This window comes from Streptomyces sp. NPDC028928, assembly GCF_055564915.1.
The window spans coordinates 961042-978517 of the sequence record NZ_JBVHVI010000001.1 but is presented as its reverse complement, the minus strand read 5'-3'; the positions used below and the strand labels follow the sequence as shown (position 1 = coordinate 978517).

At 74.2% G+C, this 17476-nt stretch carries 15 protein-coding genes; 6 read left to right on the top strand and 9 right to left on the bottom strand.

Annotated elements, in window-relative coordinates; genetic code table 11:
• Positions 1-11: 11 nt before the first annotated feature.
• Positions 12-1028, bottom strand: a complete 1017-nt coding sequence (locus tag ACZ4U1_RS04215) for a glutathione S-transferase family protein (protein WP_467899343.1) — start codon at positions 1026-1028, stop codon at positions 12-14.
• Between the two features lie 102 nt (positions 1029-1130).
• Between ACZ4U1_RS04215 and ACZ4U1_RS04210 the strand changes: the two genes are divergently transcribed.
• On the top strand, positions 1131-2270 hold the full coding sequence (locus ACZ4U1_RS04210) for a cation diffusion facilitator family transporter (protein WP_467899341.1): 1140 nt from the start codon (positions 1131-1133) through the stop codon (positions 2268-2270).
• A gap of 79 nt (positions 2271-2349) precedes the next feature.
• Here ACZ4U1_RS04210 and ACZ4U1_RS04205 read toward each other — a convergent pair whose 3' ends face one another.
• A complete protein-coding gene (locus tag ACZ4U1_RS04205) occupies positions 2350-2799 on the bottom strand; it encodes a nitroreductase family deazaflavin-dependent oxidoreductase (protein ID WP_467899339.1) in 450 nt (149 codons plus the stop codon).
• A 239-nt stretch (positions 2800-3038) separates the two neighbouring features.
• On the opposite strand from ACZ4U1_RS04205, the gene ACZ4U1_RS04200 reads away from it, so the two are divergent.
• Both ACZ4U1_RS04200 and ACZ4U1_RS04195 read left to right on the top strand, forming a co-directional pair.
• On the top strand, positions 3039-4268 hold the full coding sequence (locus ACZ4U1_RS04200) for a cytochrome P450 (RefSeq protein ID WP_467899336.1): 1230 nt from the start codon (positions 3039-3041) through the stop codon (positions 4266-4268).
• 12 nt (positions 4269-4280) lie between these two features.
• Complete coding sequence (locus ACZ4U1_RS04195; RefSeq protein ID WP_189299357.1) at positions 4281-4481, top strand: ferredoxin; 201 nt, start codon at positions 4281-4283, stop codon at positions 4479-4481.
• Positions 4482-4534: 53 nt separating this feature from the next.
• Here the strand turns inward: ACZ4U1_RS04195 and ACZ4U1_RS04190 are convergent, their stop codons facing one another.
• Positions 4535-5386: an endo alpha-1,4 polygalactosaminidase gene (locus ACZ4U1_RS04190; protein WP_467899335.1), complete on the bottom strand. Its 852-nt coding sequence runs from the start codon at positions 5384-5386 to the stop codon at positions 4535-4537.
• Positions 5387-5526: 140 nt separating this feature from the next.
• Between ACZ4U1_RS04190 and ACZ4U1_RS04185 the strand changes: the two genes are divergently transcribed.
• Entirely contained in the window at positions 5527-6495 is a 969-nt protein-coding gene (locus tag ACZ4U1_RS04185; RefSeq protein WP_467899332.1) for an aldo/keto reductase, read from the top strand.
• Between the two features lie 234 nt (positions 6496-6729).
• Entirely contained in the window at positions 6730-8844 is a 2115-nt protein-coding gene (locus tag ACZ4U1_RS04180) for an RICIN domain-containing protein (RefSeq protein WP_467899330.1), read from the top strand.
• A gap of 1 nt (position 8845) precedes the next feature.
• Here ACZ4U1_RS04180 and ACZ4U1_RS04175 read toward each other — a convergent pair whose 3' ends face one another.
• The 5 genes from ACZ4U1_RS04175 to ACZ4U1_RS04155 form a co-directional block, all read right to left on the bottom strand.
• Complete coding sequence (locus ACZ4U1_RS04175; protein WP_467900084.1) at positions 8846-9364, bottom strand: universal stress protein; 519 nt, start codon at positions 9362-9364, stop codon at positions 8846-8848.
• A gap of 17 nt (positions 9365-9381) precedes the next feature.
• Positions 9382-10587 (bottom strand): SLC13 family permease, encoded by a 1206-nt coding sequence (locus tag ACZ4U1_RS04170; protein ID WP_467899327.1) that lies wholly within the window; start codon positions 10585-10587, stop codon positions 9382-9384.
• 111 nt (positions 10588-10698) lie between these two features.
• Positions 10699-11940 (bottom strand): polysaccharide deacetylase family protein, encoded by a 1242-nt coding sequence (locus ACZ4U1_RS04165; RefSeq protein ID WP_467899325.1) that lies wholly within the window; start codon positions 11938-11940, stop codon positions 10699-10701.
• A 200-nt stretch (positions 11941-12140) separates the two neighbouring features.
• Positions 12141-12845, bottom strand: a complete 705-nt coding sequence (locus ACZ4U1_RS04160; RefSeq protein ID WP_467899323.1) for a DUF4232 domain-containing protein — start codon at positions 12843-12845, stop codon at positions 12141-12143.
• 161 nt (positions 12846-13006) lie between these two features.
• The gene (locus ACZ4U1_RS04155; protein WP_467899321.1) at positions 13007-14461 is read right to left on the bottom strand and encodes a serine/threonine-protein kinase; all 1455 of its coding nucleotides are present in this window, start codon (positions 14459-14461) and stop codon (positions 13007-13009) included.
• A 46-nt stretch (positions 14462-14507) separates the two neighbouring features.
• Here ACZ4U1_RS04155 and ACZ4U1_RS04150 point away from each other — a divergent pair, with 46 nt between their 5' ends.
• On the top strand, positions 14508-15056 hold the full coding sequence (locus ACZ4U1_RS04150; protein ID WP_467899319.1) for an RNA polymerase sigma factor: 549 nt from the start codon (positions 14508-14510) through the stop codon (positions 15054-15056).
• 16 nt (positions 15057-15072) lie between these two features.
• On the opposite strand, the gene ACZ4U1_RS04145 is transcribed toward ACZ4U1_RS04150, so the two are convergent.
• Complete coding sequence (locus tag ACZ4U1_RS04145) at positions 15073-17472, bottom strand: SpoIIE family protein phosphatase (protein ID WP_467899317.1); 2400 nt, start codon at positions 17470-17472, stop codon at positions 15073-15075.
• Positions 17473-17476: the final 4 nt, after the last annotated feature.

The following is a 17476-nucleotide window of genomic DNA, read 5'->3' as shown; positions in this document are numbered from 1 at the left end:
TGAGGCGTCCCTCATGCGGGCCGTCCTTGCGGCGACACCCGTTCGCCCGGAGGCACCGGCCCCGGCGGCGTCCCGTCCCCGAACGGCCGGCCACCCAGCTCCGCGCGGCGGTGCGGGCTCAGCCAGCCGGCGAGGTCCGGGCCGAGCGGCACGATGCCGGTGGGGTTGATACCGGAGTGCACCTGGTAGTAGTGCCGCTTGATGTGGTCGAAGTCGACCGTGTCACCGAAGCCCGGCGTCTGGAACAGATCCCGCGCGTACGCCCAGAGCACCGGGTGCTCCGCCAGCTTCCAGCGATTGCACTTGAAGTGACCGTGGTAGACCGCGTCGAACCGGACCAGCGTGGTGAACAGCCGGATGTCCGCTTCCGTGAGGGTGTCGCCGACCAGATACCGCTGCCCGGACAGCCGCTCACCGAGCAGTTCCAGCCGCCGGAACACGGCCGCGCACGCCTCCTCGTACTCCTTCTGGTGCGTGGCGAACCCGGCCCGGTACACACCGTTGTTCACGTCCTCGTAGACCTCGGCCATCACCTGGTCGATCTCCTCGCGCCGGCCGGCCGGGTACAGGTCCGGCGCACCGGCGCGGTGCAGGGCCGCCCACTCGGTGGCCAGGTCCAGGGTGATCCGCTGGTAGTCGTTGGTGACCAGCCGCCCGCTCGGCACGTCCACCACCGCGGGCACGCTCACCCCGCCCGGGTAGCCGGTCTCCCGCTTGTCGTAGGCCTCGCTCAGGAACCGGATGCCGAGCACCGGGTCCCGTCCGCCGGGGTCCAGGGTGAACCGCCAGCTGCGGTCGTCCTGGATCGGATCGGCCACCGCCATCGGCAGCGCCTCCTCCAGCCCCAGCAGCCGGCGTGAGATCACCGCCCGGCTCGCCCACGGACAGGCGCGGGAGACCACCAGCCGGTAACGGCCCGCCTCGACCGGCCAGCCGTCCCGGCCGTCGGCGGTGATCCGGTCCGCGAAGTGGCTCCTGGACCGGCTGAAGGTCCGGTGCCCGTAGGCCCTGTTGCCGTCGCCGCCCATGCTCTCCTCCTCGCCGCCCGGGGTCCTCCTCGCCCCGCGTTCCCCGTTTCGCGCGTCCCGCACGGGGGTGTGAGCCGTCCGGTCGGGGGCAGTCGGCGAAAGGTGAGCAGGACATCCTCGGAACGGGAGACGGCCGCACGGACGGCCGAGGACAGCGGAGGCCGGCCCGACGCCAAGGCCGGCGGCGAGACCGACACCACGGCGGGCGTCCAGGCCGACGCCGACGCCCACGCGGGCGGCCGAGCCGACGGCGGAGCCGGTGCCGAGGCCCCGGCCGACGCGACAGCCGCCGTCAGCGCCGACCGGCACACCAAGGTCACCGTCCTCGTGGCCCTCGGCGCCAATCTGGTGATCGCCGTCGCCAAGGCGGCCGGCGGGGTCCTCGCGGGCTCGCCCGCGCTGCTGTCGGAGGCCGCGCACTCGGTCGCCGACAGCCTCAACGAGGTCTTCCTGCTGGCCGCGCTGAGCCGCAGCCGCCGCCCCGCCGACACCCGGCACCCCTTCGGCTACGGCAAGGAGCGTTTCTTCTGGTCCCTGCTCGCCGCCGTGGGCATCTTCGTCATGGGCGGCTGCTTCTCCTTCTTCCAGGGCTTCGAAGCCCTCCGCAGCGGCGCCGAGGAGACGTTCAGCGGCTATGTGGCGGGCCTGATCGTGCTGGGTGTGGCCCTGGTCGCCGAGGGCGTCTCGCTGCTGCGCGCGCTGCACCAGGTGCGCCGGCAGGGCGGCGGTCTCGGCGGGCTGCGCGATCCCGCGCTGCGCACGGTGGTCGCCGAGGACGGCACGGCGGTGCTCGGCGTGACCCTCGCCCTCATCGGGATGGGCCTGCACATGGCGACCGGGCAGGTCGTCTGGGAGGCCTCCGCCTCGCTGGCGATCGGCCTGCTGCTGGTCTACGTCGCCTACCGGCTGGGCCGCGACGCCCAGGCCCAGCTGATCGGGGAGGCCGCCGACCCCGAGCTGACCGGGAGGATCCGCGCGCTGCTGCGGGCGCAGCCGGAGATCGACAGCGTGGAGGCGGTGTTCACCATGAAGATGGGCCTCGACTCCACCCTGGTCGCCGCCCGCGTCGACCTGGTGCCGGGCCTGGACAGCGAGCGCGTCGAGGAGGTCGCCGTACGCATCAAGCGTTCGGTCACCCGGACGTTCCCCGACGCGGGCCAGATCTTCCTGGACGTCACCGACCGGCGGGCGGGCGAGGCGCGAGAAAGCCCCGCCGCGACGGGGGAACGCGGCGGGGCCTGACGCACGAGTGCCCGGCCGGAAGCCGGTTCACACGTCCCCGGAACAGATTTTTCTGAAACGGGCCGGTGTCCGGCCTGAATCAGCCCTCGTCGAGCGGCTCCAGGACGAAGACCGGGATCTCCCGGGAGGTCTTCTCCTGGTACTCGGCGTACGGCGGGTACGCGGCCACCGCCCGCTCCCACCACTCGGCCTTCTCCGCCCCGGTGACCTCACGGGCCCGCATGTCCCGCTTCTCCGGCCCGTCCTGCAACTCGACGTGCGGGTCCGACTTCACGTTGAAGTACCAGACCGGATGCCTGGGCGCGCCGCCGAGGGAGGCGACCGCCGCGTACCGGCCCTCGTGCTCCACCCGCATCAGCGGCGTCTTGCGGATCTTCCCGCTCTTCGCGCCCCGCGTGGTCAGCACGATCACCGGCAGCCCGGTGTCGCGCAGCGTCGTCCCCTTCGTCCCGCCGGAGCTCTCGTACAGCTCGACCTGCTCGCGCACCCACTGCGTCGGGCTGGGCTCGTACTCGCCCTCAAGAGGCATGGGTCCCGCTTCCTTTCCTAGGTCCAACGAATCCGTGCCATCCGATCACTGCCCGCCCGGGGCGGGAACGATCCCTGTACGCCGAACGGCCGGTGGCCGGATCCGGCCACCGCACCCCGGGTACTTCGGCCAGATGACGAAGGTCACCGAAGTGGCCGAACTTGACGTCGACCCATAGATGCCTGGGGCATCTAATGAAGATCGGCACGACGCACTTCTTTCGTCTGCGAGGTCTTTCCATGACGGAACTGACGGACACCAGCGGCCCGGCTGCCCCGGCCGAACCCGTCGCCTTCCCCCAGGACCGCACCTGCCCCTACCACCCGCCCACCGGCTACGACCCGCTGCGCGACGGGCGCCCCCTGTCCCGCGTCACCCTCTACGACGGCCGTGAGGTCTGGGCGGTCACCGCCCACGCCACCGCCCGCGCCCTGCTCGCCGACCCCCGGCTGTCCACCGAGCGCCGCCGCCCCGGCTTCCCCGTGCCCACCCCCCGGTTCGAGGCGGGCCGCAACCGCAGGGTGGCCCTGCTCGGCCTGGACGACCCCGAGCACCACCGACAGCGGCGGATGCTGATCCCGTCGTTCACCGTCAAGCGGGCGGCGGCACTGCGCCCCTGGATCCAGCGGATCGTGGACGGACTGCTCGACACGATGATCGCGCAGGGACCGCCCGCCGAGCTGGTCTCGGCCTTCGCGCTGCCCGTGCCCTCCATGGTGATCTGCGGCCTGCTCGGAGTGCCGTACGCCGACCACGAGTTCTTCGAGGAACAGTCCCGCAGGCTGCTGCGCGGCCCGACCGGCGCCGACACCGTGGCCGCCCGCGACCGGCTGGAGGAGTACCTCGGCGGACTGATCGACGCCAAGGCCAAGGAGGCCGAGCCCGGCGACGGCATCCTCGACGAGCTGGTCCACCAGCGGCTCCGCACGGGCGAACTGGACCGCGCCGACACCGTGTCGCTCGCCATCATCCTGCTGGTCGCCGGCCACGAGACCACCGCCAACATGATCTCCCTCGGCACCTACACCCTGCTCCAGCACCCGGACCGGCTGGCCGAGCTGCGCGCCGACCCCGCGCTGCTGCCCGCCGTCGTGGAGGAGCTGATGCGGATGCTGTCCATCGCGGAGGGGCTGCAGCGGGTGGCGCTGGAGGACATCGAGATCGCCGGCACCACGATCCGGGCCGGCGACGGCGTGCTCTTCTCCACGTCGGTGATCAACCGCGACCCTTCCGTGTACGACGACCCCGACGCCCTGGACTTCCACCGCCCCGACCGCCACCACATCGCGTTCGGATTCGGCATCCACCAGTGCCTGGGCCAGAACCTGGCCCGCGCGGAACTGGAGATCGCCCTCGGCAGCCTGTTCACACGGCTGCCCGGACTACGGCCGGCCGTCCCGGCGGAGGAGATTCCCTTCAAACCCGGCGACACGATCCAGGGAATGCTGGAACTCCCGGTGACCTGGTAAGAGGCTCTGCTCATGCATATCGACATCGACAAGGACGTCTGTATCGGCGCCGGGCAGTGCGCGCTGGCCGCGCCGGGCGTCTTCACCCAGGACGACGACGGCTACAGCACCCTCCTGCCCGGCCGCGAGGACGGCGCGGGCGACGCGAACGTCCGGGAGGCGGCCCGCGCCTGCCCGGTGAGCGCGATCACCGTGCGGGACAGCACGGGCTGACGGGCCGTCCGGCGGTACGGCGACCACGGGCCGCCGTACCGCCCGGGCGCCCTTCAGCGCACCTTGCGGACGTACGTGGCGGCGCCCGGGGTGGACACATCCCGGTCGCGGCGGACGATGCTCAGCCGGTCGCCCCAGCGGGCGCGGGCCGCGCGCAGCCCGCCGTCGGTGTACTCGATGTCCACCACCCGGTCGTCGAAGGCCTCCGCGTACACCTCGCACTCGTCGTACTGCCCGCACTCCTCCGTGACCGCGAAGTCCAGCCCGGCCCGCTCGCGCCGCCCGGCCAGCTCCGCGGTGTTCTTCTGCCCGACGGCCAGGTGCCGGGCGTGCGCGTGCCGGGAGAGCAGGGCCATGAAGGCGGTGGCGTCGGACGCGGTGAGCAGCCCGTGGGAGCGGGTGTAGCTGTCGTAGTTGTCGGGCTCGACGGCGTCGTAGCCCTTGTCCGCGCAGCCGTCGATCCACCGGCTGACGCGCTGCGCCACGCGCGTCCGCTTGGCCGGGGTGCCGATGTCCAGCAGCGGCTCGTCCCAGTCCCTGTCGATGACGATCTCGCCCCGCGCGTCGCGCAGCAGCAGGTCGGCCGGCCAGGAGGAGCGCTCGGCGGGCTGCGCCTGGAACGCGTTGACGTAGCAGATGTTGTACAGGCCCGGCGCGGGGGAGTCGGACCGGTCGCGGCTGACGATCCGCACCCCCGCGGGCGGGGGATAGGCGCCGCCGATCTGGTAGTCGAACCCGGCGTGCCGCGGCGGCAGCCGCAGCGTGGCGGACCGGGCCGTGCCGTCCTCGTCCCGTTCGCCGGGGGCGCAGCCGGCCAGGGCCGTCACCGCGACCACCAGCGTCGCCGCCAGGGCGCCCAGGGCCGTGCGCGCTCCCGTGGCGCGGTGCACACCCGAGGGGGACACGTCCGCTCCGTCCTGCCCACGCCGGGCGGCGCGGCACGTGTCAGGATCAAATCCTCCGCACACCGGCGGCGTCAAGTCGGCCCCGGGCCGCCGTCGTAGGCTCTGCCGTGACCATCGTCCCGAAGGCAGGAGCAGCAACGATGCAGTACGTGAAGCTCGGTTCGACGGGCCTGGACGTCTCGCGGATCTGTCTGGGCTGCATGACGTACGGCCTGCCCGACCGCGGCGTCCACGAGTGGACCCTCGACGAGGAGGCGTCCCGCCCGCTGATCCGGCAGGCGCTGGAGGCGGGCATCAACTTCTTCGACACCGCCAACGTCTACTCCGACGGCACCAGCGAGGAGATCGTCGGCAAGGCCCTGCGGGACTTCGCCCACCGCGACGAGATCGTGCTGGCCACCAAGGTGAACGGCCGGATGCGGCCGGGCCCCAACGGGGCGGGGCTGTCCCGCAAGGCCATCATGAGCGAGATCGACCACAGCCTGCGCCGGCTCGGCACCGACTACGTCGACCTCTACCAGATCCACCGCTACGACCACGCGACTCCCGTCGAGGAGACGATGGAGGCGCTGCACGACCTGGTCAAGGCGGGCAAGGTGCGCTACATCGGGGCGAGTTCGATGTACGCGTGGGAGTTCTCCAAGGCGCAGTACACCGCCGAGCGGCACGGCTGGACCAAGTTCGTGTCCATGCAGAACCACTACAACCTGCTCTACCGCGAGGAGGAGCGGGAGATGCTGCCCCTCTGCGCGGACCAGGGCGTCGGGGTGCTGCCCTGGAGCCCGCTCGCGCGCGGCCGGCTCACCCGCGACTGGGGCACGGTCACCGAGCGCAGCGCCAACGACGACTTCGGCGGCCGGCTGTACCTGGAGAGCGACCGCGCGATCGTCGAGGCCGTCACCCGGATCGCGGACGACCGCGGTGTGTCCCGCGCCCAGGTGGCCCTCGCCTGGCTGCTCCACCAGGACACCGTGGCGGCCCCCATCGTCGGCGCCGCCAAGCCGCACCACATCGAGGACGCGGTGGCCGCGGTGGAACTGGAGCTGAGCGAGAAGGAACTGGAGGAACTCCAGCAGCCGTACACCCCGCGCGCGATCAGCGGCCACTGATCTCTCTGCCCAGGCGGTCCGTGCGGCACGAAATGGGTGCCGCGCGGGCCGCCGTTGACGAAATGTCAATGAATAAACGAGTGCGGTGAATCCCGAGAATCGGGAGATCACTTGTTCGGATGTGTTCGGCTGTGCAAAAGTGCCGCCTCAGGTGGACGTTCGAGCTGCGTCATGACCTCGCCATATCAATTGGTATGGACTAATTCCCCGTAGTGCGTCTGGAGGAATTCGGCCGTGACCGAGGCAGGCCCGTCGGACGAACAGCTGAGTGCCGAGCTGAAGAAGTGGACGGGAGCGTCACCCGCGCTGCATCCCGTCGGCGAACTCCTCGACCGGCACTGGGCGGCCGCCTTCGCCTACGCCCGGCTGTGCACCGACGGGCCGCGCGCCGCCGGCATGCTCACCACGGCCGCCTTCACCCGGCTCTTCGGCGCGTCCCTCCGGCAGGCCGGCCCGACCGCCGCCTGGCGGCCCCAGGTGCTGGTCGCCGTCCGCCGCATCGCGGCCGAGTGGGACACCGACGGCCGGCAGGAACTCCTCCACCCCGACCTGCGCCCCGGCGACGGAACCGGCGAGCGCGCCGCGGCCCGGCTGCTGCCGCCGCCCGACCGGCGGCTGCTGTCCCGCGCGTTCCAGCGGATCCCCGAGATCTCCCGCGCCGTGCTGTGGCACAGCGAGGTCGAGGCCGAACCCCTGGCCGTGCCCGCCGCGCTGCTCGGTCTGGACGAGGAGGACGTCCGCGTGGAACTCCGCCGGGCCCGCGAGCGGCTGCGGGAGGAATGCCTCCAGGCGCACCGCGAACTCGCCCCCGACGCCGAGTGCCGGCGCTATCTGCGCATGCTCGACGTGACGTTCCGGCGCGGCGGCACCGACATCGACCCGGACCTGCGCGAGCACCTGGCCGGCTGCGGTCACTGCGGCCGCACCGCCGGCCAGCTCACCTGCTTCAACCACGGTCTGGGCCTCGCACTCGCCGAGGCGATCCTCGGCTGGGGCGCCCGCGCCTACGTGGAGTCCCGGGCGGCCCGCGCCGAGGAGCCCGCCGCACCGGTCCCGGCTGCCGCCGCCGTCGCGGCGGGGGGCGGGGACGCCGCCGCTCCCGAGGGCGAGGACGCCTTCGCAGCCCAGGGCGGAGACACCTTCGCGCCCCTGGCCGGGGAGCCCTTCGCACCGGTGACGGGCGAGCCCTTCGCGCCCTTGGCCGGTGAGTCCTTCGCGCCGGTGGCCGGGGAACGCTTCGCACCGGTGGCGGGAGAATCCTCCGCGTCACCGGCAGGGGAGCCCTTCGCGCCCGCCGACCCCGCCGACCCGGTCCGAGCCGTCGCGCCGGCGCCGGCCTCAGCCACGCCCCGCCGCCGTGCGGCCGTCCGGCGCCGAACGGCCGCCGCCCCCGTCGTCGCCGACAGCACTCCAGCCGAAGCCGCTCCGGGCACCCCAGCCGGTCCGGGCACCGCCCCCGCGCCCGCCTCCCCCCGCTCCGCGTACCGCGCCGCCCGTCGTGCCCGGCGGCGGAACCTCGCGCTGGCCGTCGTCACCGTCAGTGGTCTCGTCGTACTGCCGCTCGCGCTGTGGTCGGCGCTGGGGTCCGGCGACAGCCCGGAGCCCGGCCCCTCCGGCACCCCCTCCCGCACGCCGGGCGGGGACGCGGCCTCCCCGGGGCCCTCCTGGGCCGGGCGGAACACGCCGGGCCAGGGCGCCCTGCACGGCAGGCTGCGCAACCTCGCCTCCGGCCTGTGCGTCGGTGTGGCCGGCGAGAAGGCCGTCGAGGGGGCCGACACGGAACTCGTCGACTGCTCCGCCGCCCCGACCCAGCAGTGGACGTACGAGACCGACGGACTGCTGCGCAACGCCGCCGCTCCCGACCTGTGCCTGGACTCCGGCCTCGGCTACTCCGTGCGCCTCGCCTCCTGTACGGCCACCGGCCGGGCCGCCCGCGACATCCGCTACGACTTCACCCTCCAGGGCGCCCTGGTGCCGCACTCGGACCAGGGGCTGGCCCTCACCCCGGCCGCCACCGACGGCTCCGGCGCCCTCGTGCTCAAGACCCGCGCCCCGGGCACCGCCCAGCGCTGGTCCGTCGACACCGCCCAGCCGGACCTGCGGATGGAGAACGTCAACTGGGACGGCGACAGCACCCCGGTCCCCATGACCGCCCCGCCCACGACCCCGCCGGCCACGGCCACACCGTCCAGGACGGCCGAGCCGACGCCCACCCCGAGCGCGACCGCGTCCGCGTCCCGTCCGGTGCCCTCGCCGACCGCCACCGCCGACCCGTGCACGGCGCACCCGGAGTACTGCGGCTGGGGTGGCGGCGGCTGGGGCGGAAGCGGCGGACGGCATCGCCGCTGAGTCAGGGGTGGTGCGGCGGCGGGGGCGGGATCGTCCCCAGGTCCGGGGCCGGTTCCGGCCACACCAGCAGTACCGGGCAGGGCGCGTGGTCGACGGCGAACCGGACGGCCGGGCCGAGACTCTTCGGTCCGAGCCGGGACCGGTCCCCGTCCCGGGCCAGCACCAGCAGCCCGGCCCCCTCGGCGGCGGCCACCACCTCCCGCTCGACCCGGCCCGACCGCTCCTCGCGCGCACACGGCCGGCCCAGCCGTTCGGCGGCCGCGTCGAGGAGCGAGGCCGCGGACGTACCGCCGAGCGCCTCCAGCCGGTCACCCGGATCCCTCCCCCAGCCTTCGGCCGGGAGGTGCCCCGACGGGTGGCCCCGCCCGAGCAGCCCGGCGAAGGCCCCGTGGGCCACGCCGGGCACGTCCGGTCCGCTCACATGGAGCAGCACCACCTCGGCGTCGTCCGGGGCGTGGGCGCGCACCGCGTCCACGCAGGCGGGCCAGGTGCCCTCCACGAGCCAGGCGATCACCCGCATCTTCCAGGCCTCCCACGTCACAGAATCCTGAGCGACCCCCACAGTGCCACCACCGCGACCGCGAGGGAGGACGGCACGGCGAGCAGACCGAGCCGGGTGAACTCCCCGAGGTCCACGTCGTGCTCGTGCTGGTGCACGATCCGCCGCCACAGCAGCGTGGCCAGCGACCCGGCGTAGGTGAGGTTCGGGCCGATGTTCACGCCCAGCAGCACGGCGAGGACCGCGCCCGGCCCGGCGGGCGCCGCCAGCGGCAGCAGCACCAGCACCGCGGGCAGGTTGTTGATGAGGTTGGCGAGCAGCGCGGCCAGCGCGGCGACGCCGAGCAGCGCGGGCAGCCCGGTGCCGTCCGGCACCACATGCCCGAGCACGTCCGCGAGCCCGTTGTCGACCACCGCCCGCACCACGACGCCCAGCGCCAGGACGAACGCGAGGAAGCCCGGGGCCGCCGCCCGGACCACGGTCAGCGGGCCCGCCTGCCGGCGCACCAGCGCCCGCCCGGCCAGCACCAGCGCGCCGGCCGCGGCCACCCAGGCGGGGTCCACGCCGAACGCCGACGCCACCACGAACCCGGCCAGCGTGCAGCCGACGGTCACCAGCGCGAACAGTGGCAGCGGGGGCACCTCTGCGGTGTCCCGGCCCGCCGGGGCCGCCGCCGTGAGGTCCCGGGCGAAGAACCGCCGGAACACCAGGTACTCGACGCCGATCGCGGCCAGCCACGGCAGCGCCATCAGCGCCGCGAACCGGGTGAAGCTCAGCCCGCTCGCCGCGAACGCCAGCAGGTTCGTCAGGTTGGACACCGGCAGCAGCAGCGACGCCGTGTTCGACAGGTGCGTGCAGGCGTACACGTGCGGCTTGGGCCGTACGCCCGTCCGCGCGGCCGTCGCGAAGACCACCGGGGTGAGCAGCACGATCGTGGCGTCCAGGCTGAGCACGGCGGTGATGGCCGAGGCCAGCGCGAAGACCGCCGTCAGCAGCCGCACCGGCCGGCCCGCCGCCCACCGGGCCGTCCACGCCCCGCACGCCCGGAACAGCCCCTCGACATCGCAGAAGTGGGCGAGCACCAGCACCGCCGCCAGGAACCCGACCACCGGGCCGAGCCGTTCGGCTTCGGCCCGGGCGTGCTCGAGCGGGATCGCGCCGGTCGCGACCGCGATCCCGGCGGCGGGCACGGCCATCACCGCCTCCGGCCACCCGAAGGGCCGTACGACGGCCCAGGCCAGCACGGCGACCAGCAGAACGGCGGACAGCGCCTCGGCGAGCGGGGTGTTCAGGGCGGGTCCTTCCGGAGTCGGTCACACGGTGCCCGCCCATGAAAACAGACGACCGTGAACGCGTTACGACGACGGGCTGCCCGGCGCACCGAGGAACTCCGCCCAGCCGCCCGCCGGGGCCTGTCCGGGCGGCAGCGTGCGCAGTCTGCGCAGCACCGCCGGGTCCTGCGCCTCCAGCCAGGCCACGAGCTGTTTGAAAGACACGAAGCGCACGTCGTCGTAGGAGGCCATCTTCCCGATGGCCTCCTCGACGGCGTCCATGTAGATGCCGCCGTTCCAGCGTTCGAAGTGGTTGCCGATGAAGAGGGGGGCGCGGTTGGTCTCGTAGGCCCGCCGGAAACCGGCCAGGTAGGTGTCGCGGGCCTGGGCGCGCCAGGTGCCGTACTGCGCGCGGTCGCCGAGCGGATTGCCGCCGGACTGGTTGAACATCATGTTGTAGTCCATCGAGAGCACTTGGAAGGAGTGCCCGGCGAACGGTATGGACTGCAGCGGGAAGTCCCAGAGCTTCCCGCCCTGCACCTTGCCCGGCCAGATCTGGAGCCCGCCGGGGGAGCTGGCGTCGTACTTCCAGCCGAGCGCGGCGGCCGTGGGCAGCAGGTTGGCCTGGCCCTCCAGGCAGGGGGTGCGGCCACCGGTCAGCTCCTTGCGGTAGTCGAAGGGGAGCGGGTCGAGGTCGGTGAAGCCGGTGTTGGTCTTCCACCGCGTCACGAAGCCGACGGCCTGCTCGATCTCGCTGCGCCACTCGGCCGGGGACCACCTGCGCACGCCGGTCGCGCCGCAGAAGTGCCCGTTGAAGTGGGTGCCGATCTCGTGGCCCTCCAGCCAGGCCGCGCGCACCTGCTGGAGCGTGGCGTGGATGTGCCGGTCGGCGAGGTAGCCGATCGCGGAGGCGCCGACCGGGTGCTGCGGGGGCCGGTAGAGGTGCTTCTTGGACTCGGGCAGGGTGTAGATGCCGCTGAGGAAGAACGTCATCTTCGCGCCGTGGTCGGCGGCCACCGTGCGGAACCGGGAGAACAGCTTGTTGCTCACCTCGCCCGCGCCGTCCCACGAGAACACCACGAACTGCGGCGGCTCCTGGCCCTCCTTCAGCCGGTCCGGCTTCGGCTGGTGCGGCTGGGCACCGGTGTCGGCGGTGGAGCCGTCGCCGATGGGCTTCACCGGCCGGGCCTGCGTGGTGCCCTCGCCGTCCGCCGAGTCCGGCCCGCCGGTCCTGAGGCCGGTGCCGGAGGAGCAGGCGGCCAGTGCCCCGAGGGCGCCCGCCGCCGCCCCGGCCGTCAGCACCCGCCTGCGTGAGATCCCGCTCATCTTCTCCCCGATTCCCTGGTCGTCGGCCCTCGCGGGGCCTGTGCGTCGTGCGGTCGACCGGGTTCGATGACGGGAGGCGGGGGAAAGATCGCGGCCGGCGGCGCCTGTTGCCGTCCTGTGACAGTTGTGGCGCCGTCATGACGAACCCCGCTGCCTCGGGGGTGGTGGCAGCGGGGTTCGCGTTCGGAGGGGGCGCCGGCTCAGGGGCCCGTGCCGGGGCTGAGCACCGTCAGCCGGACGGCCGAGGAGTTCCCGGCGACCGGCACCGGCCCGCCCGACCAGGCCGCCCGCAACGGGTCCCGCTCGTCCGGCGGGGTGACCAGCAGCGCTGCCGGCCTGGCCGTCTTGGCGCCGCTGATCTCCGGGTTGGAGAAGGTCAGCCCCGCCCAGGCGCTCCGCCCGGGCCGGAGGGTGACGGTCACCGGGGTGCCCGGTTCCCGCTTCGGGTCCGGACCGAGCTGGGTGCCCGAGCCGTTGACGAAGGCCGCGCCCGGATAGCCGCGCACGGTGCAGCTGCGGGCGGAGGTGTTGGTGAGCACCACCGGGAAGTTCTCCTGGCCGGCGCCCGGGTCGTTGCGGCCCACGGAGGCGCGCAGCTCGGAGGTGTGGCAGCGGGTGCTCGCCGCGGCCGGTGTGGTCGAGGCCGGCGGGGTCGAGGCCGCAGCGCCGCTGGGCGAGCCGGTCCCCTTGGGCGCCGGCGACGAACTGGTGCCGGCGGGGGAGGAGGCCGGGGCGGACCGCGGGGCCGTCGGGGTGTCCCGGGCGGGTGCGGCCGTACCGGAGACGGTGGCCGGAGCGGCGCTGTGCGCGCCGGAGTCGTCGCCGCAGGCGGTCAGGAGGCCCAGCACGGCGACCGTGCCCACGAGCAGGGCACCGTGCCGCGCGGACCGGGGGCTGTACACCATGTCTCCACACTCCTGGAGGGTCACGGCACGCGACGGGGACGCGTGCCTACGGCGCCGGGTGCGCCGTCCTCTCCGTCCGATGCACGGACCGCCGGAAAAGTTCGGGACGCGGCGGATTCTGTCGGGTTCCTTTCCCCGTTCCGGCCCCCGGCAGGCGCCGGTCAGGCCACCCGCAGCGAACGGAGTACGGCGTCGGTCGCGTCCTCGCCGTCCCGTTGACGCACCTGCACATACACCTGCGGGTGCGCGGCGCCGCCCGCCGGGGCCAGCGCGGACTCGGTGACCGAACCGCCGTCCGGGCAGCCGCTCCAGGACCGGACCAGCCCGTGCCAGTGGGCGTCCGTGAAGGTGCGGGCGCCGGTGTACCGGCAGCCGGAGTGGTCGAGGGACTTCACCTCGGCGGTGACGTCACCGCGCGCGCTGACCCCCACGAACACCCCGTCGACGGTGGGCTTCGGGTCGGACCAGCGGGACAGGTCGTCGGCCACCACGAGACCCGGCTCGTGCCCGGACGCCAGCCCGAGCGTCCCCGGGTCCCAGCCGGAGTCGCGCAGCTCGCGGCCGAACGCGTCCGGCACCCGCAGGGTCACCCGTCCGGTGGCGTCCGCGACCCGTACCCCGCCGGCCGCGGGGCCGTCCCGGTGCAGCGCCACGGTCACCGTGACCGCGGCGGCGGTGGCGGCGAGGACCGCGGCGACCACCAGGGTCACGGTGTCGAGCCGGCCCCGCACCCTGTCCAGGCGCCGTACGGGCCGCGCCGAGGCCGCTGACGCAGCTGACGGCGCGGATGATGCTGACGGCGCGGATGATGCTGACGGCGCTGACGGTGCTGCGGCCAGCCGGTCCAGCTCGTCCGCGAGGGCCAGGGCGCCCGGCCAGCGCCGTGCCCGCTCCGGCTCCAGCGCGCGCAGCAGCGCCCGCTCCACGTCCTCGCCGAGTTCCGGCCGCAGCCACCGGGGCGGTGTCACCTGACCCGGCGGTCCCGGCACGGTCCCCGTGAGCAGTTCGTAGCCGACCGCGCCCAGGCTGTAGACGTCCGCCCGCTCGTCGATGCCCGCGCCGGGTTCGGCCTGCTCCGGTGGCCGGTAGCCCGCCGAACCGGCCGCCAGGGTCAGCACCGAGGCCTGCGCGAGGCTCTTGGCCAGGCCCAGGTCGGCCAGCAGCACCCGCCGGGTGCCGTCCGGGGCGGTGTGCAGCAGCACGTTGGTCGGCTTGATGTCGCGGTGCACGATGCCCGCCTCGTGCAGCGCGGCGGCTCCGCGCGCGGCCTCGGCGGTCAGCGCGAGCGCCTCCCGCACCGGCAGCGGACCGTCCGCCAGCAGATCGGCGAGGGTCCCGCCGCCGGCGTACTCCATCACGAAGTACGGCCTGCCGTCCGGGAGTTCCCCGATGTCGTAGACCTGCACCACCCGGCTGGAGCCGGCCCGGCGCAGCAGCCGCGCCTCGGACAGGAAGCGCTCCCGGATGTCGAGCCGGTGCGCCCAGTTCTCGGCGAGGACCTTCACCGCCACCGGGGCCTGGAGTTCGGGGTCGTGGGCGAGCCACACCGTGGCGAAGGCGCCGCTGCCCAGCGGCCGTTCGAGGCGGTGGCGGCCGATCCGCTCCAGGGGGTGCATACGACTATCATGCCTGGCCTGAGATCGACGTGGAGGGGGGCCGTCCGTGCAGGACCAGGCGCCGATGGAGGAGTTCGCCCGACGCGCCGCGGCCGGCGACAGCGCGGCCCTGGACCGGCTGCTGACCGAGGTCCGGCCCGAGGTCGTGCGCCGCTGCGCGCGCTTCCTGCCGTGCCGGGAGGACGCCGAGGAGGCCGCCCAGGACGTGCTGCTCCAAGTGGCCCGGAACATCTGCGGCTTCGAGGGCCGCAGCCGCTTCGGCACCTGGCTGTACACCGTGGTCGCCAACTGCTGCCGGCAGAAGTACCGCGAGCTGAAGCGGCGGGCCGCCGAACAGCCCGCGGCCATCGAGCCGGCGCACGCCGTCGACCCGCGCACCACCAGTGTGATCGCCGGCTCCCGGGTGGATCTGCTGGAGGCCCTGGACCGCCTGGAGCGGGAGCATCCGCATCTGGTCGCGCCACTGGTCTACCGGGACATCTGCCAGCTCGACTACGCCGAGGCCGCCGAACGCGCCGGCATCCCGCTCGGCACCTTCAAGTCCCGCCTGCACGAGGCCCGCAAGCAGGTACGGCCCTGGCTGACGGCCTCCTGACGCCCAGCCCCCGGGTCTACTGGTCCTCCTCGAACAGCGGCAGCTCCGCCCAGATCGTCTTGCCCTCCGGATGGTGCCGGCTGCCCCAGCGCTGGGTGAGCTGGGCGACCAGCAGCAGTCCGCGGCCGCCCTCGTCGAAGATCTTGGCCCGGCGCAGGTGCGGGGCGGTGTGGCTGGTGTCGGAGACCTCGCAGATCAGGGTGGCCGCGTCATGGATCAGCCGGAGCCGGATCGGGCGCGCGCCGTACCGGATGGCGTTGGTGACCAGCTCGCTGACCACCAGCTCCGCCGTGAACGACGCCTCGCTCAGCGACCAGGCGTCCAGCTGCTCCACGACCTGCTTGCGGATCGGCGCGACCAGCGCCGGGTCGGCGGGGATGTCCCAGGTCGCCACCTGCGAGGCGGGCAGGCCCCGGGTGCGGGCGAGGAGCAGCGCCACGTCGTCGGGTGCGCCGCCGGACGGGAGCAGTGTGTGCAGGACGCGGTCGCAGGTGGCGTCCAGGGATTCCGCGTACGCACCGAGGGCCCCGTGCAGCAGCTCCCGGCCGGCCTCCGGGTCCCGGTCCCGGGACCACATCAGCCCGTCCGTGTACAGCGCGAGGACGGTTCCCTCGGGCAGTTCCACCTCGGCGGACTCGAAGGGCAGCCCGCCCAGGCCGAGCGGGGGGCCGGCCGGCAGGTCCAGGGCGGTCGGCGTGCCGCCCGGCCGCAGCACCACGGGAGGCGGGTGACCGGCGCGGGCCAGGGTGCACCGCCGGGACACCGGGTCGTAGACGGCGTACAGGCAGGTCGCGCCGACCTCGCCCGGGCTGCCGGCCTCGCCGGGGCTGACCTCGGGTCCGGACTCCTCCGACAGCCGGACCACCAGGTCGTCGAGGTGGGTGAGCAGCTCGTCCGGGGCCAGGTCGATGTCGGCGAGGGTACGGACGGCGGTGCGCAGCCGGCCCATGGTGGCCGAGGCCTGGATGCCGTGCCCGACGACGTCCCCGACGACCATCGCGACCCGCATCCCGGACAGCGGGATCACGTCGAACCAGTCCCCGCCCACACCGGCCCGGGCGGCCGGCAGATAGCGGGAGGAGACGTCCAGCGCGGCCGTGCGCGGCAGGTACCGGGGCAGCAGGCTGCGCTGGAGCGCGAGCGCGGTGTCCCGCTCCCGCGAGTACCGGCGGGCGTTGTCGATGCAGACGGCGGCCCGTGCGGTGATCTCCTCGGCCAGCAGCATGTCGTCCGCGGTGAAGGAGTCCGGGCGGCGGTGCCGGGTGAGCACCGCGACCCCGAGGGTCAGCCCGCGCGCCTGGATGGGCACCGACATCGAGGAGTGGATGCCGAACCGCCGTACCCGCTCGCCGCGCTCCGGGTGCCAGTTCAGCCAGTGGTCCATGTCGCCGGCGGCCACCGAGGTGGTGATCGTGCGGCCGGCGGTCAGCGAGTCGGCCTGCGGGGAGAAGGCCGGGTACTCCTCCGCCGTGCCCGGTTCGATCACCGCCTCCGGGACGCCGTCCAGCACGGACTGGTGGGCGGTGCGGCGCAGCCGTACCGGCGCGGTGATGCGGGCGGGGGGCTCGCCGCCGTACTCCTGCGGGTCCAGCAGGTCGATGGTGACGAAGTCGGCGAGCGCGGGCACGCACACATCGGCCAGCTCCTGCGCGGTCCGGGTGACGTCGAGCGTGCTCCCGATGCGCACGCTGGCCTCGTTGACCAGCTGCAGCCGCTGCCGGGCCCGGTGGTTGTCGGTGACGTCGTGCGCGGCCAGGCACACGCCCCGCACCCGGCCCGTCTCGTCCCGGACCGGCGCCATGCGGGCGAGCCAGGCGTGGGCCCGGTCCTGCCCGCCGGTGCGCAGGAAGGTCTGCACGTCCAGCGGCTGTCCCGAGGCCAGCACCCGGAGCATGCCCCGCTCCAGCTCCTCGCTCTGCGTGCTGCCGCTGATCTCCGTGAGCCGGAGCCCCCGCACCCGTTCCGCCGGCAGCCCGACGACGCCGGCCATCGCCGTGTTCATCCGGCACAGCCGCAGCCGGTCGTCGTACACCGCGACCGCGCACGGCGACTGCATCAGGCCCGCCTCGGCGAGGGGGCCGTCCGCGGCCGGGGGCCGCGCGTCGGTGAGCGGGGTGACCACGAGCCAGCCGCCCGGGTGCTCGTCGCGTTGCGGGCGGCGGTGGGCGAGCAGCCACACGGGGAGGGTACGGCCGTCCTGGTGGCGCAATCCGACCGTGCCCGCCCAGCGCGGGCCCCGGGGTGGGGCCGGTGGGTCGGTGTCGGCCAGCAGTTCGGCGGCGGGGCGGCCCAGGACGGCGTCGGCCGGGTGGCCGAGCAGCCGGCGGGCGCCCTCGTTCCACTCCGTCAGCGTGCCGTCATCGCCGATGACGGCCCGGGCCGTCGCCGCATCGTCGAACGGATAGACCCGGCTCATCGTC

Coding starts and splice junctions, on each gene's coding strand:
- ACZ4U1_RS04215 (WP_467899343.1), bottom strand. CDS start 1,028: ATGGGCGGCGACGGCAACAGGGCCTACGGGCACCGGACCTTCAGCCGG.
- ACZ4U1_RS04165 (WP_467899325.1), bottom strand. CDS start 11,940: ATGAGCGGGATCTCACGCAGGCGGGTGCTGACGGCCGGGGCGGCGGCG.
- ACZ4U1_RS04175 (WP_467900084.1), bottom strand. CDS start 9,364: ATGCGGGTGATCGCCTGGCTCGTGGAGGGCACCTGGCCCGCCTGCGTG.
- ACZ4U1_RS04195 (WP_189299357.1), top strand. CDS start 4,281: ATGCATATCGACATCGACAAGGACGTCTGTATCGGCGCCGGGCAGTGC.
- ACZ4U1_RS04155 (WP_467899321.1), bottom strand. CDS start 14,461: ATGCACCCCCTGGAGCGGATCGGCCGCCACCGCCTCGAACGGCCGCTG.
- ACZ4U1_RS04160 (WP_467899323.1), bottom strand. CDS start 12,845: ATGGTGTACAGCCCCCGGTCCGCGCGGCACGGTGCCCTGCTCGTGGGC.
- ACZ4U1_RS04185 (WP_467899332.1), top strand. CDS start 5,527: ATGCAGTACGTGAAGCTCGGTTCGACGGGCCTGGACGTCTCGCGGATC.
- ACZ4U1_RS04205 (WP_467899339.1), bottom strand. CDS start 2,799: ATGCCTCTTGAGGGCGAGTACGAGCCCAGCCCGACGCAGTGGGTGCGC.
- ACZ4U1_RS04145 (WP_467899317.1), bottom strand. CDS start 17,472: ATGAGCCGGGTCTATCCGTTCGACGATGCGGCGACGGCCCGGGCCGTC.
- ACZ4U1_RS04200 (WP_467899336.1), top strand. CDS start 3,039: ATGACGGAACTGACGGACACCAGCGGCCCGGCTGCCCCGGCCGAACCC.